We start from the raw sequence: 20,477 nt of genomic DNA on the forward strand, positions 1-20,477 counted from the left end.
TCACTCACGCGGGTGTCGGGGCGTCCTCCGGCAGCACGCCGATCTCGCGCAGGTTGCGCCAGAAGGCGGCGGGGATGGGCGCCCGCAGCAGCTCGGCGTTCTGTCGGGCCCGCTCCGGGGTGCTGCTGCCGGGAATGGTGGCGGCCACCGTGGGATGGGCCAGGCAGAACTGCAGGGCCGCGGCGCGGATGTCCACCCCGTGATCCTGGCAGACGCCCTCGATCAACTCGACCTTGCGGCGCAGTGCCGGCTCGGCTTCGGCATAGTTGTAGTGCTTGCCGCCCGCCAGCAGACCGGAGTTGTAGGGCCCACCCACCACGATGCCCACGCCGCGGCGTTCGCATTCGGGAAAGAGGGTGTCCAGGGCTTCGCGGTGGTCCAGCAGGGAATAGCGACCGGCCAGCAGGAAGGCGTCGGGATCGCTCTGCTCCAGTGCCAGGCGGCAGGGCTCCACCAGGTTGACGCCCAGGCCCCAGCCCATGATCAGGCCCTCTTCGCGCATCTCGGTAAGGGCCTTGGCCGCACCTTGCATGGCCTGGGCGAAGTAGTCGCGCCAGGCCGGGCCGTGCTGGTCCTCGGACAGGTCGTGGATCCAGACCAGGTCGAGGCGGTCGGTCTTTAGGCGTTCCAGGCTGGCCTCGATGGAGCGGCGGGCGCCGTCGGCGGAATAGTCGAGCACCCGCTTGAAGGGCAATTCATTGACGAACGGCGGCGCGTTTTCCGGCTGATCGGCCGGTTCCAGCAGGCGGCCGACCTTGCTGCAGAGGACGAAATCGTCGCGCGGCTTGTCGGCCAGCACCTCGGCGAAACGTCGCTCCGACAGCCCGGCGCCATAGTGGGGCGAGGTGTCATAGAGGCGGATGCCCGCGTCCCAGGCGGCTTCGAGGGTCGCCCGGGCCTCGGCGTCGCCTACCTCGCGGAACATGTTGCCCAGCGGGGCACCGCCGAATCCGAGGGAGGGGATATCGATACGCATGAGAGGTCTCCAGGGGTACGTGTCTGCATCCCGACCGGTGCCCCGCCGCTCCTGTTCCCCTAATCCGCCGGACGTAGCAGCGCCACCTCTGCGGGCGTGAGTGGACGACAGGCGCCCTCGGCCAGCGCCGGATCCAGTTCCAGGCTGCCGATGCGATCGCGGTGCAGGGCGATGACCTCGATGCCGAAGCGGCCGAACATGCGCTTGACCTGGTGATAGCGACCTTCGACCAGGGTCAGGTAGGCGGTGTGCTCGTCCAGCAGCTCCAGCCGCGCCGGTTGGGTGGTGAGGTCTTCGTAGGCGAAGTAGAGGCCCTCGGCAAAGGCCGCGACCAGGTGCTGGGGGATGACCTCGGCGGTGGTGACCTGGTAGCGCTTGGTCTGCTTGTGGCGCGGATGACTCAGGCCGCGCGACCACTGGCCGTCGTTGGTGAGCAGCAGCAGGCCGGTGGTGTTGAAGTCCAGCCGTCCGGCCAGGTGCAGATCGGCACGCTGGTCCGGGGCGAGACAGTCCAGCACCGTGGCATGGCGGGCGTCGACGGTAGCGCTCACGCAGCCGCGCGGCTTGTGCAGCATCAGGTAGCGGCCGCCGGGACCGTCCTGCAGCAGGCGCTCGTCGGCCTCGATGCGATCGAAGGCGAACACCTCCTGCGCGGCCTGCAGGGTGGTGGCGCCGTTGACCCTTACCCGGCCTTCCGCGAGCAGGCGCCGGGCGAGCTGCCGTCCCAGCTCGGGTCGGTTGCCCAGCCAGCGGTCCAGGCGCATCAGCGAGATTCGCCGGCGACGCCGGCCGCGCAGGCTGGGCAGAGGCAGCGTCGATCGCGCTCTTCCGCGGGCAGGCGTTCCAGGGCGGCGCGATCCATCGGTGTCTGCAGGCACCAGCAGTCGCGGAGCTCGCCACCGGCCGCCAGGACGCAGCTGTTGGCCTGGCCGCACAGCGGGCAGCGGGTGGGATCGAAGGGCGTGGGCGATGCGGCCATGGTGATCTCGTCGGGCGAAGCGGGCGGCAGAGTACCGGAAATTGCGACCTGGATAACGTCCGCTACGCTGGGGGTCTGCGTACTGTCGCATCCGGGGTGCAAGCTGCATCCTAGCTCCGATCGTCGGACCACCCGAGGAACCCATGACAATAACTGCTCTGCGCACCCTGATCCGTACCCTCATTCCCGGCACCCTGCTGGTCAGCCAGCTGGCGCTGGCCACCGAAGCCGATGTCGGCCAGACCCTGGCCCGGCAGGCCGGCATTCCCTGGCCGGCGGTGATCGCCCATCGCGGCGCCTCCTTCGACGCCCCCGAATCCACCGCCCCGGCCTACCTGGTGGCGCGGGAGCTGGGCGCCGACTACCTGGAACTCGACCTGCAGCGCACCAAGGACGGCCAGCTCATCGCCCTGCACGACGACACCCTGGAGCGCACCACCGACGTCGCCAAGCGTTTCCCCGAGCGCGCCAAGGCGCCGGTCAGCCAGTTCACCCTGGCCGAACTCAAGTCGCTGGACGCCGGCAGCTGGTTCAATCAGGCCCATCCCGACCGTGCCCGGCCAAAGTTCGCCGGACTCAGGATCCTCACCCTCGACGAGGTCATCGACATCGCCGAGGGCGGTCGCAACAAGCCCGGGCTGTACATCGAGACCAAGCAGCCCAAGCTGTTTCCCGGCATCGAGCGCGATCTCAAGGCCAAGCTGACCCAGCGCGGTTGGCTCGGCAAGCCCAAGGCCGGCGCCACCGGCGTCGCCGCCATGCCCGGGCGGGTGATCCTGCAGACCTTCGAGAAAGGCAGCCTGGAGCTCCTTCAGAAGGAGATGCCCGACACGCCGAAGATCCTGCTGCTGTGGCTGGGTGACGACTACATCCCGGCCAAGCCCGGGCCCACCTACGCCGAATCGGGCGAGGCCAGCAAGGCGGCCTACTATGCCAAGCAGCAGGTGCGCTCCGAGGGCGATTTCACCGCCTGGATCGAGTGGGCCAAGGCCCATGGCGCCATCGGCATCGGCCCCTCGGCGGCCCTTGAGGAGGGCGGCGACCAGAGCTATGCGGACCTGGTGAAGCCCTGGATGAACGACGTCGCCCACGAGCGGGGTCTGCTGGTGCATGCCTATACGGTGGACTCGGCGGTGGACTACGCCCGTCTCGCGCCGCGTGGGGTGGATGGCTTCTTCAGCAATCGCGCCGCCGAATTGCTGAAGTTCTATGAGCGTCCGGCCAAGCAGGCACCCGCGGCCCTGCTCAAGCAGCTGGGTTACTGAGTCCAGACGGGGGGCCTGGCGGTCTCCCCCATCGCCACCGGAGGCCTCCGCATGTCCCGCCATGCCTTCAACGGCGCCAAGCTGGCGCTGCTCTGCGCCGAGCAGATCCTGGTCTATCAGCGCGATGACAAGCCCGACATCCCCTGGCCGGCTCTCTGGGACCTGCCCGGCGGCGGGCGCGAAGACGACGAAACACCAGAGCGCTGCGCCCTGCGCGAGCTGGAAGAGGAATTCGGCCTGGTGCTGGACGAGGCGCGGCTGACCTGGGGACGTTGCTATCCACCGCGTCAGCCGGGCTATCTGCCCAGCTGGCTGTTCGCCGGGCAGTTGCATCCCGCCGAGATCGCCGCCATCCGCTTCGGTGACGAAGGCCAGCACTGGCAGCTGATGAGTATCGTCGACTTTCTCGCCCATCCCCAGGGCGTGCCCCATCTGCAGGCGCGGCTGCGGGACTACCTGGGCGAGCGGAAGGAAAGCGGACCGGCGTCTCTTAATCCCGGCTGAATGAACGCGCGATAATCGAGCGCGAGCGGCGGGCGCAGCTTAAGCTTTCTCCAGGCCCATCCGGGCCGTTCTGGAGATCTCCCCCATGCGCCATTTCCTCTTGGCGTCGCTCTGTGCCTTGACCTTCACCGGCTGCACCGTCTACGACACGTCCCCGCGCTATTACAGCCGTCCGGCACCCCCCGCGGCGGTCTTTTACGGCACGCCAGCCTATCCGCCGCCTGCGGTCATCGTGCGGCCCTATGGCTACGGCTACTACTATCGACCGGCCCCGCCACCACCGCCCCACTGGGGGCCGGGTCCCGGTTGGGGACCGCCGGGCTGGGGGCCGCGTCCGGGTTATGGTCCGCCCGGCTGGGGCCCGCGCTACGGTCCGCGCTGGTAGCGGGTTTGACAGGGGCAGCCGGCTTTTCTAGGGTGCTGCCCTTGTCTTGACCAGGAAGCCTCGAATCGTGGACGACGATCGCATCAAGCTCGACCCCCAATGGAAAGCCGCGCTGCGCGACGAATTCGAGCAGCCCTACATGCGTCAGCTGAGCGAGTTCTTGAGGCGCGAGAAGGCGGCGGGCAAGGTCATCTATCCACCCGGTCCGCTGATCTTCAATGCTCTTAATACCACCCCTCTGGATCAGGTCAGGGTGGTCATTCTCGGTCAGGATCCCTACCACGGTCCGGGCCAGGCCCATGGCCTGAGCTTCTCGGTGCAACCCGGGGTGCCGGCGCCACCGTCGCTGCAGAACATCTTCAAGGAACTCAAGCGCGACCTGAACCTGCCCATTCCCAACCACGGCTATCTGCAGCACTGGGCGGAGCAGGGCGTGCTGCTGCTCAACACCTCGCTGACCGTGGAGCAGGCCAACGCCGGCTCCCATGCGAAGGCCGGCTGGCAGCGATTCACCGATCGCGTCATCGAGGTGGTCAGCGCCGAGCGCGAGAATCTGGTGTTCCTGCTCTGGGGCAGCCATGCCCAGAGCAAGCAGACGCTCATCGATCCCCAGAAGCACCTGATCCTCAAGTCGGCGCATCCCTCGCCGCTGTCGGCCCACCGCGGCTTCATCGGCAACGGCCACTTCGGTCGCACCAACGAATTCCTGCGCAACGCCGGGCTCACCCCCATCGACTGGGCCTTGCCGCCGCTGGCGTAGGAGGGGCGCAGCCGGATTCTCAGGGTCAGGTCGCCGCCGCTACCGTCCGGGCCGGGCGCCGGTGGCACTGCAGGCACCAGCTCGTCCCGAGCAGGAGCAGGAGGATCGCCAGGGCTTCCAGGCGAGTCGGCCAGCGCCCGTTCCAGAGAAAGCCATAGGTCAGCGAGGCCAGGGTCTCGATGACGATGGCCTGGCCACTCAGGGTCAGGGGTAGCCGGCGGCTGGCCTGGTTCCAGCAGGCGCCACCGATCACCGAGGCGAGCAATGCCACGCCGGCAGCCACCAGCAGCGGCTGCAGCCAGTCCGCCGGTGCTCGCCACGCCAGCGCCTCGCCGAGCAACCAGGGCGCGGCCAGCAGGGCCTGGGCGCCGGTCATCCCGCCCAGCAGCAGGCCCCAATCGTGGGCGCCGATCGGCGTCCTGGCCAGGAAGCGCGTGTTGACCACCGCGAACCAGCTCCAGGCCAGCAGGGCGCCACAGGCGCACAGCAGGCCCAGGGCGGGCTGCTCGCCGACGGCGGTGGTGGTCAGCGTCTCGTAGCTGATCAGGGCCACGCCGAGCAGCGCGCAGCAGAGCGACGGCCAGAGGCGCCCGAAACTCACGGCGCCCGCGTCGCGCTGCCCGGCCAGGGCCACCAGCAGCGGGATCAGGCCGACGATCAGGGTGGTCGCCGCGATGCCGGCCTGCTTCACGCCCACGCCGACCAGGGTGTAGTAGCCCAGGTTGCCGATCAGGCTGAGCCAGAACAGGCGTCTGCCGTCGGCCCAGCTCAGTTGCGAGCGCAGTCGGCGCCAGCAGGGCAGCAGCAGCCCGAGAGACACCAGGCCGTAGCAGAGAAAGCGCAGCACGGCGAACTGGGCGCCGCTCAGGTCGGGGACCAGCGCCGGCGCCAGAAAGATCACGCCCCAGCACAGGCCTGCCGCCAGCCCATAGCCGATACCCACTGCCGATAGTTCTCGTTCCTGCATAGCACCGTCTCCACCCATTCGCCACCAGTGTGGCGACGGCGAGGGAAGCCGGTCTTGCGCGAGACTGCGCGGCTTTTTACCTGGACTGCTTAGCTGGACTGCATTACCCGGGCAGTCGCTGGCCGCGCCGCCAGGCGGCCGGGCTGATGCCCTGGCGGCGGGTCATGGCGCGGGTCAGGGCGGCCTGATCGGAAAAGCCGACGCGCAGGGCGATGTCGGCAATCGGTAGGCGGCTGTCGCCCAGCCAGCGCTGCGCCTGGCGCAGGCGTAGATCGGTCAGCCAGGCCTGGGGCGTCTGGCCGAAACGCTGGTGGAACAGCAGGTGCAACCGCGTCAGCCCCAGACCCGCCAGGCGGGCCATGGCCGCATTGTTCCAGTCACCCGCGGGCTGGGCCTCCACCTCGGCCAGCAAACGGTCGAAGGCCGAGCCGGCGGCAGTGGCGTCGAGCGAGGCGAGCAGCAGGCGGGTGAGTTCGGGCGCGTGTTGATCGAGGGTATCAGGCGAAGTCAGCTCGGCGAAGGTGATCAGCTGCCGCGTCGCGGGCTGGATCGCCAGCCCCGGCTGCCGCAGCGCGCGATCCAGAATGGGGGCAGGCAACCAGTCGGCGGCGCAATCGATCACCAGAAAGCGGCTGCCTGGCTCCGATTGCTGGGCATGACCGCAGTCGGGCGCCACCAGGGCCGCGAGCCCGGTATGCAGCCGCGTCCCGCTACGCCCGGCGAGTTCCAGCTCCATGCCGCCCTGGATGGGCAGCACCAGCTGCGCGAAGGCATGGGCATGGGGCTGGTGGTCGCCCTGATAGCGCTTGATGGCGAGGCGAGGAGTCAAGGCGCACCTCGGTGGAGAAGCGGGAGGTCGAGAGCCTTGATCCTAGCATGCCCCGCCGAGTCTCTTGGAGTTCAGCGCACCGGCTGCAGCGGCAATTCCACCTCGCCACCGCTGTTCAGATCCACGGTCACCGGCTCCTGGGTCAGGTACAGCGGACGACCGCCGAGCAGGATGCGGCCGCTGAGCAGATAGCGCTCGCCGCTCTTGACCTTGGCCGGGGCGTAGTCGAGGCGGAAGGGCACCTGGCCGGGTTGCTTGACGAACAGGGTGCGCTGGGCCAGACGACCGGCAGGGGTATCGCCGGCGCTGGCGCTGTAGAGGCTGACGGTGAGCTTGGCGGTGGGCGGTACCGGCTCGTTGGCGGTAAAGGTGGCCTGGCCGCTGAGGCTGGTCATGCTCGGCTGGGCCGGCACGCCAGGGGTGGTGGTCTGCGGCTGCTCGGTGGGCGGCAGCGGCTGGCCGGCTGGCGGCGGTGGCGTCGCGGGGCCGGGGCGCAGCCCGCTACAGGCGCTGAGCAGCAGCGAGGTGGCGAGCAGGGTGGCGATTCTTTTCATGGGTAGATCCTGGACTGAAATCGACTGCTGTGACCCATGGATGCTGGCTTAGTTGCCGGCTGGCACAGGGGATTCGGCTTCCGGCAGGTCCGGGGCCTCGGGCCGATCCAGGGCCACCTGGCGGATCGACAAGCGAATCTCCGCCGGCAGCACCCGCTTGCCCGCACCCTCGGCCAGTTCACCGAGCAGTTCATGGTGGCCCAGGGTGCCGTCGTCGGCCTTGCGCAACACCCCTTCGGCCAGCAGCGTCTGGATGAAATGGCGGAACAGCGACTTGTCGAAGAATTCCGGTGCATTGAGGCCATGCAGCACCGACAGCCGCTGGGCCATCACCGTGCAGAGTTCTTCCAGCTGCGGCGCGGTCAGGCTGTTCTGCCCGTGGTTGAGGATCAGCGCGGTGGTCATGTAGTAGCGCTGTAGGGTCTGCAGGATGGCCCGCGCCAGCAGGGTGAGGCGGACGAATTGCCGCGAGCTCGGCGCCGCGCGCACGAAGACGTCGTCCTCGATGCGCAGCAGACCGCGCTCCACCATAGCCTCCAGCCAGCCGTCCAGCACCAGCGGCAGCTCCTCGCGCTCCCAGTGGATGAACAGTTCGGCCTGCAGATAGGGATAGAGCGCCAGGGCGAATCTATGGATCAGCTCGCGGGTCATGCGCCCGGTGTTCTGGAAGAAACTGGCGATCAGCGCCGGGATGGCGAAGAGGTGCAGGACGTTGTTGCGGTAGTAGGTCATCAGGACCGCGTTCTGCTCGTCCAGGTAGAGGATGCGCCCCAGGGCGTCCTGCTGCTCGGAGAGGAAGCCGAGGGCGCGCACCTCTTCGATGATCGCCTGGCCGTCGCCCTCGGGCAGGGTGACGCTGGTGGAGTAGGGGACCCGTTTCAGCAGATCCAGATAGAGGTCTATGGCACGCACCAGGGCGCCTTCGTCGAGGGCCTGGCGATGGGTCGAGAGCAGCGCCAGGGCCACCAGGTTGACCGGGGTGACGGCCGCCGCGGCATTGATGCGGCGCACCACCCGCTCGCCCAGTTCGTGGGTGACCGAATTGAACCAGGCGGGCTTCAGGTCTTCGCCCAGGGGTTCGTCACGCCAGCCTGGACGGCGGGCATCGAGAAAGCTCTGCAGCGGGATGGGCTCGCCGAAGTTGACCCAGACCCGGCCGAAGCGCTGGCGCAGGGCGCCGAAGACCTTGACCAGGTCGAAGATGGATTCCTTCTTCTTGGCCGCGCCGCGCAGTTCGCCAAGGTAGGTGCGACCCTCGAAGACCTTTTCGTAGCCGATGTACACCGGCACGAAGACGATGGGCCGCCGGGAGTCGCGCAGAAAGCTGCGCAGGGTCATGGCCAGCATGCCGGTGCGTGGCTGCAGGGTGCGGCCGGTCCGCGAGCGACCGCCCTCGACGAAGTACTCGGTGGAGAAGCCGCGGCTGAACAGGCTGTGCAGATACTCGTTGAACACCGCGGCATAGAGGGCGTTGCCCTTGAAGCTGCGCCTCATGAAGAAGGCGCCGCCGCGTCTCAGGATGTTGCCCACCACCGGCATGTCCAGGTTGATGCCGGCGGCGATGTGCGGCGGGGTCAGGCCGTTCTGGAACAGCAGGTAGGAGAGCAGCAGGTAGTCGATGTGGCTGCGGTGGCAGGGGACGTAGACCACGGTATGACCGGGCGCCATCTCCTGGATCCGCTCGATGTGGCTGACCGTGACGCCATCGTAGATGCTGTTCCAGAACCAGCGCAGACCGACGTCCAGGCAGCGCACCACCGGATAGGAGAAGTCCGAGGCGATCTCCCGCGCATAGTGCGCCGCCTCGTCTTCGATGCGCCCGGGAGTGGCCTTGCGCTGGGCGATCTCGTGGGCGATGGTCGCCCGCACCTGGGGTGCCCGCAGCAGGCCGCGCAGCAGGGTGCGCCGGTGCGACAGGTCCGGACCGATCACCGCCTGGCGCACGTTGCGGAAGTGGATGCGCAGCCGGCGCATCACCAGACGCTCCAGGCGTTGCGGATCGGGGCGCTGGCTGGCCAATTCGCCCAGGGACAGTGGCTTGGAGAATTGCACCCGGGTCAGCCGGCCCAGCACCAGGATGCGCGCCAGCTTGCGCAGCCGGCCGGTCACCACCCAGTTGTCCGCCCAGAGCAGTTTCCAGGGACTGGTCTCGCGATCCGGCGACTGACCCCAGAAGACGCTGACCGGCACCAGCTGGACGTCCGCCAGCTGCTGCTCGGTTACCGCGGTGACCACCCGGCGCAGGGTAGGGGGCACCGAGCGCCGCGCCGGGCGCCCGCGCCAGTTGGCCTTGCCGGTGGCGTTGAAGTAGGCCAGTGGCTCGGTCTTGCTGCCCAGCACCAGCGGGCGCAGTGGTCGCGGCAGCCCGGCCTTGCGGCACTCCCGGTCGAGCACCGCCAGATCGCTCAGCGAGGCTTCGGGGAGGACATAGAGCACCGGCTTGGCGGGATCGATGCGGCTGAGCAGACTGGCCGCCTGGGTGGTCTCGGAGCGAACCCAGAGATAGAGCAGGCGCTTGAGCAGCGAGAAGGCCAGAAGGCGCAGCGGCGAACGGGTCATGGAGGGCTACCGGAATGACGGGGCGGCAGTGTGCCGGATGGCCTGGCGGGCGTAAAACCGCCCGTGTTGTTCTGACTTCGACCCGGCAGTCGGCGCCTTGTCCCCGCTGTCGAAAAAATGCCGCTTAAATCGTCGAAAACCCGGCGCTGGCGCGGCTTCCAGCCGTGATGGCACTTTGCGTAAAGAACGTTGCTTTTGCCGGGAAAGCCATGCTTCATAAGGTGTCGGCAAGTTGTTGCCAGTGGTCGGACCCGGGCTGCCAGCCTGGCGACCGATCCGATGCGCGATCCGTACCGATACCAAAAGGCAACCCGGTCGCCCAGGCTGTGGCGAGCGGGGATAGGAAATCCAGAAAGCTTCGGAGAGATGTGATGGGTGAGCAACGCGAAACCGGGACCGTCAAGTGGTTCAATGACGCCAAGGGATATGGATTCATTCAACGCGAGGGCGGTGCCGACGTGTTCGTTCACTACCGCGCCATCCGTGGTGAGGGCCACCGCTCCCTTACCGAAGGCCAGCAGGTGGAGTTCTCGGTGGTCGAGGGCCAGAAGGGCCTGCAAGCCGAAGACGTGGCCCGGGTCTAGGCCCGCTGTGCGAGGAGCGCAAGGCTCCTCGCACCTTCAGTTCACTCGGTGCGCCAGACGATCTCTTCGACGCCCGCCTCCGTCACCTTCAGCCAGCGATCGGCGGCTTCTTCCTCTTCTTCCTCGCTCCAGCCACTTGGCGCGCAGCGCACCTGCACCTGCAGGACCGCATGGGCATCGCGGGCACAGGCCAGATCGTCCACCCAGGGCGATACATCGCTTTCCAGCAGCAGGCTGTGCCATTTGCCCACCGCCTTCGGCAGCCAGGTGACCGGAATGGACTCGCCGCCATAGCGCAGGGTGCACTTGAAGGTCTGCCCACGCGCCTGCCAGGCGCAGGGCATGGCGAACACCTGTTCGAGCCAGGCCGAGACGGCGTCCTGGTCGACGTCCTTGAGATAGATTTCGATATCGGGCTGGCGCATGGGGCTTAGGCTCCGGATTTGACGATCCAATCGTAACGTACTGCCACCCGCACCTCGAAGGGCTCGGCGAGGACCCGCTCCCGGCGTTCGGCGTTGACGCGCCAACCGTGGGGGGTCATGGCCAGCAGGTCTTCACGGGTCTGGCGTTCGGCCAGCGGCAGCACGAATTCGAGCCCCTCACTGTGGGCCAGTTCCAGGCCCTCCGGCAGATCCTGCAGGTGCTTGTCTTCGGCATAGTCGCGCACCTCGTCATAGAGCCGCTGGCGCAGCTCCAGCAGGTGGGCGCTGGCCGGACCCAGGCGCAGGATGCCGCCGCCGGGTGCCAGCACGCGCTGGGCTTCGGCCCAGTCGATGGGGCTGAAGACACTGGCCAGCAGCTGGCAACTGGCGTCCGGCAGCGGCAGGCGCGCCATGCTCGCCACCAGCCAGGTCAGGGCCGGGGTACGCCGGCAGGCGCGGCGCACCGCCTCGCGGGAGATGTCCAGGGCATAGCCGTCGGCCGCGGGCAGCGCCTGGGCCAGGCGCGCGGTATAGAAGCCTTCGCCGCAGCCCACGTCGATCCAGCGCTGGGGCGCGCGTTCGGCGGCCAGGTGCGCCAGGCGCTCGGCCAGGGGCGCATAGTGACCGGCATCGAGAAAGCGTCGGCGGGCCTCGACCATGGCGGCGTTGTCGCCCGGGTCCAGACTCTTCTTGTGCTGCACCGGCAGGAGGTTCAGATAGCCCTGGCGGGCACGGTCGAATCTATGACCGGCGGCGCACCCGACGCCACCCTCGAGTTCGGCCAGCGGGGCTTGGCAGAGCGGACAGATCAGCTTCATGCAAGCAACCGCACCAGGGTGCCGTAGTACACCTCGGTCAGTAGATCCAGGTCGCTGGCCAGCACGTGCTCGTCCACCTGGTGGATGGTGGCGTTGACCGGACCCAGTTCAACCACCTGGGCGCCCAGGGTGGCGATGAAGCGACCGTCCGAGGTGCCGCCGCTGGTGGAGGCTTCGGGGCGGTAGCCGGTGACGGCTTCCACGCTGGCCGAGACGGCGTCGAGCAGGTCGCCCGGCTCGGTGAGGAAGGGCAGGCCGGACAGCGACCAGTCGATGTGCCAGTCCAGGCCGTGGCGATCGAGGATGGCCTCGACCCGGGCCTGCAGGCCCTCCACGGTGGATTCGGTGGAGAAGCGGAAGTTGAACAGCGCCTGCAACTCGCCCGGCACCACGTTGCCGGCGCCGGTGCCGGAGTTGACGTTGGAGATCTGGAAGCTGGTGGGCGGGAAGAAGGCGTTGCCGGCGTCCCACTGTTCGGCGGCCAGATCCGCCAGCGCCTGGGCGGCCAGATGAATGGGGTTGCGCGCCAGGTGCGGATAGGCCACATGGCCCTGTTTGCCGCGCACGGTCAGGCGACCGTTGAGCGAGCCGCGACGCCCGTTCTTGACCACGTCGCCTAGCAGCCGGGTGCTGGAGGGTTCGCCGACGATGCACCAGTCCAGTCGTTCGCCGCGCTCGCGGAGGCGCTCGACCACGGCACGGGTGCCGTGCAGGGCGGGGCCTTCCTCGTCACTGGTGATGAGGAAGGCGATGGCGCCGCGATGGTCCGGGTGGTCGGCGACGAAGCGCTCCACGGCGATGATCATACTCGCCAGGCTGCCCTTCATGTCGGCGGCGCCGCGACCGCGCAGCATGCCGTCGGCATCCACGTGGGCATTGAAGGGGGCCTGCTGCCAGGCCTCCAGGGGGCCGGTGGGCACCACGTCGGTGTGCCCGGCGAAGCACAGCACCGGACCCGCGCCGCCACGCCGCGCCCAGAAGTTGTCCACCTCTTCGATGCGCAGGGGTTCGAGGGCGAAGCCCAGGCGCTCCAGGCGCTGCATCATCAGGGCCTGGCAGCCTTCGTCCAGCGGCGTGACCGAGGCCCGGCCGATGAGGTCGCAGGCGAGTTCCAGGGTGGGGGTGAGGGCGGTGGTCATGGCGGGTCCCGGGAGGCGGCTAGGGTTCAGGGGGAGCGGTATGGTAAAGGAAAACCTATACTGTGGCTTTTGTGGAAAGCCTTCATGACGTTCGATGAACAACGCTTCGGCGGGATCGCCCGGCTCTATGGGCAGGAGGCCGTCGAGCGCCTGGCCGCCAGTCATGTCGCCGTGGTCGGCATCGGCGGGGTGGGCTCCTGGGCCGCCGAGGCCCTGGCCCGCAGCGGCGTCGGCCGCATAAGCCTGTTCGATCTGGACGACGTCTGCGTCAGCAACACCAATCGCCAGGTGCATGCGCTGGAAGGCCAGGTGGGGCGGCCCAAGGTCACGGTGATGGCCGAACGCATCCAGGCCATCAATCCGGCCTGCCAGGTCAAGGCGGTGGCAGACTTCGTCACCCGCGAGACCATGGCCGACTACATCACTGAAGAGCTCGACCTGGTGCTGGACTGCATCGACAGCGTGGCCTCCAAGGCGGCGCTGATCGCCTGGTGCAAGAGGCGCAAGATCGCCATCGTCACCACCGGCGGCGCCGGCGGCCAGATCGACCCCACCCAGATCCAGGTGGTCGACCTCAATCGCACCTACAACGATCCCCTGGCCTCGCGGGTCCGCTCGCTGCTGCGCCGCGACTACGGCTTCTCGCGCAATCCCAGTCGCCACTACAGCGTGCCCTGCGTCTTTTCCACCGAGCAACTGCGCTATCCCAAGCCGGACGGCAGCGTCTGCCAGCAGAAGAGTTTCGTCGGCGAAGGCGTCCGCCTGGACTGCGCCGGCGGCTTTGGCGCGGTGATGATGGTGACCGCCACCTTCGGCATGGTCGCCGCCGCCCGCGCCGTGGACAAGCTGATCCAGAAGCCGAAGAAATAGCGCTTTTCGTCGGTTGGGTTGAGCGCAGCGAAGCCCAACGGTGCCCCGATCGAGCCGGCCCTGTCGGGCGTGAAGGCGCCCGCGGGCGCGTAGGGTGGACAACGGCGCAGCCTTGTCCACGCGGGAGGTGCCGGGGTGCCAGTGGAAAACGCTGCGCGGTTTTCCACGCTACGAGGTTTCGAGCGAGTCGGCCCTCACCCCAGCCCTCTCCCCGAGGGAGAGGGGGTGGTACCGGCGCATCGGCTTAGACAACGGCACGCCTCAGCTAGGTAGGGTGGACAACGGCGCAGCCTTGTCCACACGGGAAGGGTGTCGGGATGCCAGTGGAAAACGCTGCGCGGTTTTCCAGGCTACGAGGTTTCGAGCGAGCCAGTCCTCTCCCGGAGGGAGAGGGGGCGGTAATGGCGCATCGGACGGACGACGGTACGTCTCTCTTTACATATCCTGCGGCGTTTCCCGGGCGGGGCGGTCGTCGGCGATGGCAGGGACGTGGAGGCCGGTCTTGGCCAGTTGCTGGCCTTCCATCTGCGGCTGGGTGGTCCAGGTGAGGATGTCGTAGTAACGGCGCACGTTCTGCACGAATTCCACCGTTTCGCCGCCGCGGGCGTAGCCGTAGCGGGTCTTGCTGTACCACTGCTTCTGCGCCAGGCGCGGAAGCATCTTCTTCACGTCCAGCCAGCGATCCGGATCCAGGCCCTGGGATTCGGCCAGGCGGCGGGCGTCGAGGATGTGGGCGATGCCGATGTTGTAGGTGGCCAGGGCGAACCAGGTGCGATCCGGTTCGTTGATGCTGTCGGGCAACTCGTCGCGGATCTGGTCGAAGTACTTGGCACCGCCGGTGATGCTCTGCTCGGGATCCAGGCGATTGGACACGCCCATGGCCTGGGCGGTGTTGTTGGTCAGCATCATCAGGCCGCGCACCCCGGTCTTGGAGGTGGCATCCGGCGTCCACAGCGATTCCTGGTAGCCCATGGCGGCGAGCAGGCGCCAGTCCAGCTGATGCTTCTGCGCCACCTTGCGAAAGTGTTTCTCGTACTTGGGCAGGCGTTCCTGCAGGTGCTGGGCGAAGGTGTAGGCGCCCACGTAGCCGAGCACGTCGACGTGGCCGTAGTAGCGCTCCTTGAGCTGCTGCAGGGTGCCGTCGCGGCGGACCTTGTCGAGGTAGGCGTTGACCGCGTCGAGCAGGCTATTGTCCTCGCCGGGTTGCAGCGCCCAGGCCTGGCCCTGGTTGTCGCCGAGGTCGAAGGCCACCCGCACGTTGGGGAAATAGACCTGGTTCATGGCCAGTTCGTTGGAATCCACCAGGGTCAGGTCGATCTGGCCTTCGTCGACCATGCGCAAGAGGTCGCTGACCTCCACCTGATCGGACTCGTCGAAGGTGAGCTCCGGCACCTGGGCCTGCAGCGCCCTGAGTTGTTGGGCCTGGCTGCTGCCCTTGAGCACCAGGATGCGCTTGCCGACCATGTCCTTGGGGGTGCTGGGGCGGACGGTGCCGTTGCGGTAGATGACCTGGGGCACCACATCCAGATAGCTGCGGGAGAATTTCAGATTCTGGCGATTGACCGAGGGCGTGAGGCCGGCGGCGGCGATCACCGGGCCGTCCGGCGCGGTCAGGCGATTGAAGAGGTCGTCGAGGTTGTCGGCGGTGCTGATTTCCAGGCGCACCTTGAGCGATTCGGCAAAGCCCTTGACCAGTTCGTATTCGAAGCCGGTCTCGCCGTTACGGTCCTGGAAATAGGTCGCCGGACTGTTGCGCGTCACCACGCGCAGGACGCCGGCCTGCTGCACCTGCTCCAGGGCGGTCGGCTTGGGCGGCGCAGGCACGTCCGCTTCCCCGCAGCTCATGAGCAAGGCGAGAAAGGGCAGGGTAAGCCAGGCGAATCGCTTGAAGGCTTTATTCAAATGGGCTAGCTCGGCCATACGGCATCAAAACGGCACTGGCGCCTTGCTGACGCGCCTCATCGGTCGGCCCCTCCGGGCACTCGTTATAGTCGGGACGCTCCGCGCCACCGGTCCGGCCAAAGGCTCTATCCTGAGCCCAATGTGGAGCCGCGTCCATGGGGCGCGGCAGGCCGTATCGGCGGGCAGTATACGCGAGAAGTGGCAAAGCGCCCATTTTATACATACAAGGGTGGTGGTAAGGCTGGATGAACCCTCGTCGCCGGAAGGTGTCCCCGGCGCGCCTTTAGGCTAGAATGCACGGCCCCAAAGTGACTTGGCCCCGAGGCTGTCCCCGATGCTGATCCTGCGCGGCGCTCCCGCTCTTTCTTCGTTCCGTCACGGCAAACTTCTCGACCAGCTGACTCGCCTGGTTCCCGGTGTCTCCGGGCTCTATGCCGAGTTCGTTCATTTCGCCGAAGTCGCCGGCACCCTGAGCGCGGAGGAAGAGGGCATCCTCGGCCGACTGCTGCAATACGGCCCCAGCGTCCCCCAGCAGGAACCCAGCGGCGCGCTGTTCCTCATCGTGCCCCGCCTGGGCACCATCTCGCCCTGGTCGAGCAAGGCCACCGACATCGCCCACAACTGTGGCCTGGCGCAGATCGAGCGCCTGGAGCGCGGCGTGGCCTACTACGTTGCCGGCGAGCTGGACGCCGCCGCCCATGCGCAACTGGCCGCGGCCCTGCATGACCGCATGACCCAACGCGTGCTGCCGACCCTGGACGCCGCCGCCGACATCTTCAGCCATGCCACGCCCAAGCCGCTCACCGCGGTGGACGTGCTCGGCGGCGGTCGCGCGGCCCTGGAGCAGGCCAACCTGGAGCTGGGCCTGGCCCTGGCCGAAGACGAGATCGACTACCTGGTCAAGAGCTTCACCGCCCTGGGGCGCAATCCCCACGACGTCGAACTCATGATGTTCGCCCAGGCCAACTCCGAGCACTGCCGGCACAAGATCTTCAACGCCAGCTGGGACATCGACGGTGAGAGCCAGGAGAAGTCCCTGTTCGGCATGATCAAGAACACCTACGAGATGAACCGCACCGGCGTGCTGTCCGCCTACAAGGACAACGCCGCGGTCATGGAAGGCTTCACCGCCGGGCGCTTCTACCCCGACGCCGAGTCCCGCGAATACGGCGCGCACAGCCAGCCCGTGCACATCCTGATGAAGGTGGAGACCCACAACCACCCGACCGCCATCGCGCCCTTCCCTGGCGCCTCCACCGGCTCCGGCGGCGAGATCCGCGACGAAGGCGCCACCGGTCGCGGCTCCAAGCCCAAGGCGGGCCTGACCGGCTTCACCGTCTCCAACCTGAACATCCCCGGTTTCGAGCAGCCCTGGGAACAGCCCTACGGCAAGCCCGAGCGCATCGTCACCCCGCTGGACATCATGATCGAAGGCCCGCTCGGCGGCGCCGCCTTCAACAACGAATTCGGGCGTCCGGCCCTGGCCGGCTACTTCCGTACTTTCGAACAGCAGGTCGAGACCCCCCGCGGTCCCGAGGTGCGTGGCTATCACAAGCCGATCATGCTCGCCGGCGGCCTGGGCAACATCCGCGCCGACCACGTGCAGAAGGGCGACATCTCGGTGGGCGGCAAGCTCATCGTGCTGGGCGGCCCGGCCATGCTGATCGGCCTGGGCGGCGGCGCGGCCTCGTCCATGTCCACCGGCGCCAGCTCCGCCGACCTGGATTTCGCCTCGGTGCAGCGCGAGAACCCGGAAATGGAGCGCCGCTGCCAGGAGGTCATCGACCGCTGCTGGCAGCTGGGTGAAAACAACCCCATCACCTTCATCCACGACGTGGGTGCGGGCGGTCTGTCCAACGCCTTCCCCGAGCTGGTCAACGATGCCGGTCGCGGCGGTCGTTTCGAATTGCGCAACGTGCCCAACGACGAGCCGGGCATGAGTCCGCTGGAGATCTGGTGCAACGAGTCCCAGGAGCGCTACGTGCTCTCCGTGGACGCCGAGAACTTCGAGACCTTCAAGGCCATCTGCGAACGCGAGCGCTGCCCCTTCGCCGTGGTCGGCGAGGCCACCGAGGAGCGCCAGCTGACCGTGGCCGACAGCCACTTCGGCAACAACGCCGTGGACATGCCGCTGGACGTCCTGCTCGGCAAGCCGCCGCGCATGCACCGCAGCGCGACCCGTGAAGCCGAACTGGGCGACGCCTTCGATGGCGCCGGCCTGGACCTGACCGAGTCGGTGGAGCGCGTCCTGCGTCACCCGGCCGTGGCCAGCAAGAGCTTCCTGATCACCATCGGCGACCGCACCATCACCGGCCTGGTCGCCCGCGACCAGATGGTCGGCCCCTGGCAGGTGCCGGTGGCCGACTGCGCCGTGACCGCCACCAGCTTCGACGTCCACACCGGCGAAGCCATGGCCATGGGCGAGCGCACCCCGCTGGCGCTGCTCGACGCGCCCGCTTCCGGCCGCATGGCCATCGGCGAGACCATCACCAACCTGGCCGCCGCGCGGATCGATAAGCTCGGCGACATCAAGCTCTCTGCCAACTGGATGGCCGCTGCCGGCCACCCGGGCGAAGACGCGCGCCTCTATGAAACCGTCAAGGCGGTGGGCATGGAGCTGTGCCCGCAGCTGGGCATCACCATCCCGGTCGGCAAGGACTCCATGTCCATGAAGACCCGCTGGCAGGACGGCGGCGAAGACAAGAGCGTCACCGCGCCGCTGTCGCTGGTGATCACCGGCTTCGCCCCGGTGCAGGACATCCGCCGCACCCTGACCCCGCAGCTGCGCCTGGACAAGGGCCAGACCGACCTGATCCTCATCGACCTGGGTCGCGGCCAGAATCGCCTGGGCGGCTCCATCCTCGCCCAGACCCACGGCAAGCTCGGCCAGCAGGCTCCCGACGTCGACGAAGCCGAAGACCTCAAGGCCTTCTTCGCCGTGATCCAGGGCCTCAACCAGGACGGCCTGCTGCTGGCCTACCACGACCGTTCCGACGGCGGCCTCATCACCACCCTGGTGGAAATGGCCTTCGCTGGTCACTGCGGCCTGGCCCTGCGCCTGGATGCCCTGGCCGCCGACCGTGACGAGCTGACCCGGGCGCTGTTCGCCGAAGAACTGGGCGCCGTCATCCAGGTGCCCCAGGACTTCACCCATGAAGTGCTGGCCCAGTTCAGCGCGGCCGGTCTGGAAGACTGCGTGGCGGTCATCGGCAACCCGGTCAACGGCTACGAGATCAACATCCACTACCACGACGAGCACCTCTACCGGGCCGAACGGCGCATGCTGCAGCGCGTCTGGAGCGAGACCAGCTTCCAGATCCAGCGCCTGCGCGACAACGCCGAGTGCGCCCAGCAGGAATTCGATGCCCTGCTGGAAGAGGATCATCCGGGGCTGTCGGCCAAGCTGGCCTATGACCCCAACGAAGACATCTGCGCCCCCTACATCAAGAAGGGCGTGCGGCCGCAGGTCGCCATCCTGCGCGAGCAGGGTGTCAACGGTCAGGTGGAGATGGGTGCGGCCTTCGATCGCGCCGGTTTCGCCGCCATCGACGTGCACATGAGCGACATCCTCTCCGGGCGCATCGACCTGGCGGACTTCAAGGGTGTGGTGGCCTGTGGCGGCTTCTCCTATGGCGACGTCCTCGGCGCCGGCGGTGGCTGGGCCAAGTCGATCCTGTTCAACGCCCGTGCCCGTGACGGCTTCCAGCAGTTCTTCGAACGCACCGATACCTTCACCCTGGGCGTGTGCAACGGCTGCCAGATGGTCGCCAACCTGCGCGAGCTGGTGCCCGGCAGCGAATTCTGGCCGCGCTTCGTGCGCAACCGCTCCGAGCAGTTCGAGGCGCGGGTGGCCATGGTCCAGGTGCAGGATTCGCCGTCGCTGTTCCTGGCCGGCATGGCCGGGTCGCGGCTGCCCATCGCCATCGCCCACGGCGAAGGCTTCGCCGAGTACCCGAACCAGCAGGCGCTGGTCGCGGCCGACGTCTCCGGCACCGTGGCGCTGCGCTATGTCGATGGTCACAGCAAGGTCACCGAGACCTATCCGGCCAACCCCAACGGCTCGCCGCTGGGTATTACCGGTCTGTCCAGCCAGGACGGTCGCGTGCTCTTGATGATGCCGCACCCCGAGCGCTGCTTCCGCGCCGTGCAGAACTCCTGGATCCCGGCCGACTGGCAGGGCGAGGACGGTGGCTGGATGCGCCTGTTCCGCAACGCGCGGGTCTGGGTGGACTAGGTCCTCACGCTTGTCCCTTTGACGAAACCCGCGCCCTGGCGCGGGTTTCGTCTTTCTGGGAAGGGCTTAAGCTGAAGGGGTCGTCCCCTGTCCCCGGAGGTCTCGATGTTCAAGCTGTGTTTCTACGTCCCGGACTCCCACCTCGAAGCCGTCAAGCAGGCGATCTTCGCCGCAGGCGGCGGCCGCATCGGCCGCTATGACAGCTGCTGCTGGCAGGTCCGGGGCCTCGGCCAATTCCGTCCGCTAGCGGGCAGCCAGCCGCATCTGGGCGAGCAGGGCAGTCTCGAACGGGTGGAGGAATGGCGGGTGGAGCTGGTGCTGGCCGACGAACAGCTCGCCCGCCAGGCCGTGGCGGCGCTCAAGGCGGCGCATCCCTATGAGACGCCGGCCTATGACGTGGTGCAGGTGCTGGATTTCTAGGGTTCAGGGATAGCCCAGGACCGTCTTGATCCGCGCCAGCTCACGCTCGATCCAGCGCGGATCCACCGCGCCCCAGTCGCGAATCTCGTAGCCACCTGCGTTGTTGCGGGCGCCTTCGCCCTGCACGAACTGGCAGTCGATATCCAGATCGGCCAGGGCCAGCAGGGTGTCCTGGGCGGTGCGCCGCGGCATGCCGGTGGCCGCCATCAGGGCCGGCACGCTGGTGGCGGTACCGCTGGCCACCAGCCAGGCCACATAGAGCCGGCGATAGAAGCTGGTCTTGGTCTTGCTCACGTCCATGAGAATC

The 20,477-nt window shown here is 67.8% G+C and carries 20 protein-coding genes; 8 read left to right on the plus strand and 12 right to left on the minus strand.

The genetic code is table 11. The features are described 5' to 3' along the window. Positions 1 to 4 precede the first annotated feature (4 nt). Genes OXS31_RS19645 through OXS31_RS19655 form a run of 3 tightly spaced genes read right to left on the minus strand, consistent with a single transcriptional unit; the run spans position 5 to position 1,955 of the window. The gene (locus OXS31_RS19645) at positions 5 to 976 is read right to left on the minus strand and encodes an aldo/keto reductase (protein ID WP_027597250.1); all 972 of its coding nucleotides are present in this window, start codon (positions 974 to 976) and stop codon (positions 5 to 7) included. 59 nt (positions 977 to 1,035) lie between these two features. Next, a complete protein-coding gene (locus OXS31_RS19650; protein ID WP_267401458.1) occupies positions 1,036 to 1,740 on the minus strand; it encodes a pseudouridine synthase in 705 nt (234 codons plus the stop codon). Continuing rightward, positions 1,740 to 1,955, minus strand: a complete 216-nt coding sequence (locus OXS31_RS19655; RefSeq protein ID WP_144947158.1) for a cysteine-rich CWC family protein — start codon at positions 1,953 to 1,955, stop codon at positions 1,740 to 1,742. Before OXS31_RS19655 ends, OXS31_RS19650 begins: the two co-directional genes overlap by 1 nt. Before the next feature lie 143 nt (positions 1,956 to 2,098). Here OXS31_RS19655 and OXS31_RS19660 point away from each other — a divergent pair, with 143 nt between their 5' ends. The 4 genes from OXS31_RS19660 (at position 2,099) to ung (ending at position 4,869) form a co-directional block, all read left to right on the plus strand. Next, the gene (locus OXS31_RS19660) at positions 2,099 to 3,220 is read left to right on the plus strand and encodes a glycerophosphodiester phosphodiesterase (RefSeq protein WP_007163045.1); all 1,122 of its coding nucleotides are present in this window, start codon (positions 2,099 to 2,101) and stop codon (positions 3,218 to 3,220) included. A 51-nt stretch (positions 3,221 to 3,271) separates the two neighbouring features. Continuing rightward, positions 3,272 to 3,724 carry an NUDIX hydrolase gene (locus OXS31_RS19665; protein ID WP_007163044.1) on the plus strand — a complete coding sequence of 151 codons (453 nt, stop codon included), beginning with the start codon at positions 3,272 to 3,274 and terminating at the stop codon, positions 3,722 to 3,724. A gap of 85 nt (positions 3,725 to 3,809) precedes the next feature. Continuing rightward, positions 3,810 to 4,109, plus strand: coding sequence for a hypothetical protein (locus OXS31_RS19670; RefSeq protein WP_007163043.1), 300 nt, complete (start codon positions 3,810 to 3,812; stop codon positions 4,107 to 4,109). Positions 4,110 to 4,173: 64 nt separating this feature from the next. Continuing rightward, positions 4,174 to 4,869, plus strand: a complete 696-nt coding sequence (gene ung / locus OXS31_RS19675) for a uracil-DNA glycosylase (RefSeq protein WP_143008558.1) — start codon at positions 4,174 to 4,176, stop codon at positions 4,867 to 4,869. 25 nt (positions 4,870 to 4,894) lie between these two features. Here the strand turns inward: ung and OXS31_RS19680 are convergent, their stop codons facing one another. The 4 genes from OXS31_RS19680 to plsB form a co-directional block, all read right to left on the minus strand. Beyond that, positions 4,895 to 5,836, minus strand: coding sequence for a DMT family transporter (locus OXS31_RS19680; RefSeq protein ID WP_042138522.1), 942 nt, complete (start codon positions 5,834 to 5,836; stop codon positions 4,895 to 4,897). Positions 5,837 to 5,939: 103 nt separating this feature from the next. Continuing rightward, positions 5,940 to 6,665, minus strand: a complete 726-nt coding sequence (locus tag OXS31_RS19685) for an AraC family transcriptional regulator (protein ID WP_052382694.1) — start codon at positions 6,663 to 6,665, stop codon at positions 5,940 to 5,942. Positions 6,666 to 6,736: 71 nt separating this feature from the next. Beyond that, entirely contained in the window at positions 6,737 to 7,219 is a 483-nt protein-coding gene (locus tag OXS31_RS19690) for a YbaY family lipoprotein (RefSeq protein ID WP_027602445.1), read from the minus strand. A gap of 48 nt (positions 7,220 to 7,267) precedes the next feature. Then, on the minus strand, positions 7,268 to 9,778 hold the full coding sequence (plsB, locus tag OXS31_RS19695; protein ID WP_042138519.1) for a glycerol-3-phosphate 1-O-acyltransferase PlsB: 2,511 nt from the start codon (positions 9,776 to 9,778) through the stop codon (positions 7,268 to 7,270). Between the two features lie 371 nt (positions 9,779 to 10,149). Here plsB and OXS31_RS19700 point away from each other — a divergent pair, with 371 nt between their 5' ends. Continuing rightward, positions 10,150 to 10,362 carry a cold-shock protein gene (locus OXS31_RS19700; protein ID WP_027597241.1) on the plus strand — a complete coding sequence of 71 codons (213 nt, stop codon included), beginning with the start codon at positions 10,150 to 10,152 and terminating at the stop codon, positions 10,360 to 10,362. Positions 10,363 to 10,403: 41 nt separating this feature from the next. Here the strand turns inward: OXS31_RS19700 and OXS31_RS19705 are convergent, their stop codons facing one another. Genes OXS31_RS19705 through dapE form a run of 3 tightly spaced genes read right to left on the minus strand, consistent with a single transcriptional unit; the run spans position 10,404 to position 12,744 of the window. Continuing rightward, positions 10,404 to 10,787 carry a hypothetical protein gene (locus tag OXS31_RS19705; protein WP_267401469.1) on the minus strand — a complete coding sequence of 128 codons (384 nt, stop codon included), beginning with the start codon at positions 10,785 to 10,787 and terminating at the stop codon, positions 10,404 to 10,406. Positions 10,788 to 10,792: 5 nt separating this feature from the next. After that, positions 10,793 to 11,605, minus strand: coding sequence for a putative RNA methyltransferase (locus OXS31_RS19710; RefSeq protein WP_042138516.1), 813 nt, complete (start codon positions 11,603 to 11,605; stop codon positions 10,793 to 10,795). Next, on the minus strand, positions 11,602 to 12,744 hold the full coding sequence (gene dapE / locus OXS31_RS19715; RefSeq protein WP_007163034.1) for a succinyl-diaminopimelate desuccinylase: 1,143 nt from the start codon (positions 12,742 to 12,744) through the stop codon (positions 11,602 to 11,604). Before dapE ends, OXS31_RS19710 begins: the two co-directional genes overlap by 4 nt. Positions 12,745 to 12,828: 84 nt before the next feature. Here dapE and tcdA point away from each other — a divergent pair, with 84 nt between their 5' ends. Then, positions 12,829 to 13,614, plus strand: a complete 786-nt coding sequence (gene tcdA, locus OXS31_RS19720; RefSeq protein ID WP_007163033.1) for a tRNA cyclic N6-threonylcarbamoyladenosine(37) synthase TcdA — start codon at positions 12,829 to 12,831, stop codon at positions 13,612 to 13,614. A gap of 435 nt (positions 13,615 to 14,049) precedes the next feature. On the opposite strand, the gene mltF is transcribed toward tcdA, so the two are convergent. Further along, on the minus strand, positions 14,050 to 15,534 hold the full coding sequence (gene mltF / locus OXS31_RS19725; protein ID WP_027597238.1) for a membrane-bound lytic murein transglycosylase MltF: 1,485 nt from the start codon (positions 15,532 to 15,534) through the stop codon (positions 14,050 to 14,052). A gap of 316 nt (positions 15,535 to 15,850) precedes the next feature. Between mltF and purL the strand changes: the two genes are divergently transcribed. Together purL and OXS31_RS19735 are read left to right on the plus strand one after the other, a co-directional pair. Next, positions 15,851 to 19,750: a phosphoribosylformylglycinamidine synthase gene (gene purL / locus OXS31_RS19730; RefSeq protein ID WP_169853973.1), complete on the plus strand. Its 3,900-nt coding sequence runs from the start codon at positions 15,851 to 15,853 to the stop codon at positions 19,748 to 19,750. 105 nt (positions 19,751 to 19,855) lie between these two features. Further along, complete coding sequence (locus OXS31_RS19735; protein WP_267401471.1) at positions 19,856 to 20,170, plus strand: YqfO family protein; 315 nt, start codon at positions 19,856 to 19,858, stop codon at positions 20,168 to 20,170. A 3-nt stretch (positions 20,171 to 20,173) separates the two neighbouring features. Here the strand turns inward: OXS31_RS19735 and OXS31_RS19740 are convergent, their stop codons facing one another. Beyond that, positions 20,174 to 20,470, minus strand: a complete 297-nt coding sequence (locus tag OXS31_RS19740; RefSeq protein ID WP_027602453.1) for a winged helix-turn-helix domain-containing protein — start codon at positions 20,468 to 20,470, stop codon at positions 20,174 to 20,176. Positions 20,471 to 20,477: the final 7 nt, after the last annotated feature.

The sequence above is a fragment of the Pseudomonas sp. GM_Psu_1 genome (assembly GCF_026544185.1).
GTDB classification, from domain to species: Bacteria; Pseudomonadota; Gammaproteobacteria; order Pseudomonadales; family Pseudomonadaceae; genus Chryseomonas; species Chryseomonas oryzihabitans.

Coding starts and splice junctions, on each gene's coding strand:
- OXS31_RS19665 (WP_007163044.1), top strand. CDS start 3,272: ATGTCCCGCCATGCCTTCAACGGCGCCAAGCTGGCGCTGCTCTGCGCC.
- purL (WP_169853973.1), top strand. CDS start 15,851: ATGCTGATCCTGCGCGGCGCTCCCGCTCTTTCTTCGTTCCGTCACGGC.
- OXS31_RS19645 (WP_027597250.1), bottom strand. CDS start 976: ATGCGTATCGATATCCCCTCCCTCGGATTCGGCGGTGCCCCGCTGGGC.
- tcdA (WP_007163033.1), top strand. CDS start 12,829: ATGACGTTCGATGAACAACGCTTCGGCGGGATCGCCCGGCTCTATGGG.
- OXS31_RS19655 (WP_144947158.1), bottom strand. CDS start 1,955: ATGGCCGCATCGCCCACGCCCTTCGATCCCACCCGCTGCCCGCTGTGC.
- OXS31_RS19670 (WP_007163043.1), top strand. CDS start 3,810: ATGCGCCATTTCCTCTTGGCGTCGCTCTGTGCCTTGACCTTCACCGGC.
- OXS31_RS19700 (WP_027597241.1), top strand. CDS start 10,150: ATGGGTGAGCAACGCGAAACCGGGACCGTCAAGTGGTTCAATGACGCC.
- OXS31_RS19660 (WP_007163045.1), top strand. CDS start 2,099: ATGACAATAACTGCTCTGCGCACCCTGATCCGTACCCTCATTCCCGGC.
- OXS31_RS19690 (WP_027602445.1), bottom strand. CDS start 7,219: ATGAAAAGAATCGCCACCCTGCTCGCCACCTCGCTGCTGCTCAGCGCC.
- OXS31_RS19710 (WP_042138516.1), bottom strand. CDS start 11,605: ATGAAGCTGATCTGTCCGCTCTGCCAAGCCCCGCTGGCCGAACTCGAG.
- dapE (WP_007163034.1), bottom strand. CDS start 12,744: ATGACCACCGCCCTCACCCCCACCCTGGAACTCGCCTGCGACCTCATC.
- OXS31_RS19735 (WP_267401471.1), top strand. CDS start 19,856: ATGTTCAAGCTGTGTTTCTACGTCCCGGACTCCCACCTCGAAGCCGTC.
- OXS31_RS19680 (WP_042138522.1), bottom strand. CDS start 5,836: ATGCAGGAACGAGAACTATCGGCAGTGGGTATCGGCTATGGGCTGGCG.
- OXS31_RS19740 (WP_027602453.1), bottom strand. CDS start 20,470: ATGGACGTGAGCAAGACCAAGACCAGCTTCTATCGCCGGCTCTATGTG.
- mltF (WP_027597238.1), bottom strand. CDS start 15,534: ATGGCCGAGCTAGCCCATTTGAATAAAGCCTTCAAGCGATTCGCCTGG.
- plsB (WP_042138519.1), bottom strand. CDS start 9,778: ATGACCCGTTCGCCGCTGCGCCTTCTGGCCTTCTCGCTGCTCAAGCGC.
- OXS31_RS19705 (WP_267401469.1), bottom strand. CDS start 10,787: ATGCGCCAGCCCGATATCGAAATCTATCTCAAGGACGTCGACCAGGAC.
- OXS31_RS19650 (WP_267401458.1), bottom strand. CDS start 1,740: ATGCGCCTGGACCGCTGGCTGGGCAACCGACCCGAGCTGGGACGGCAG.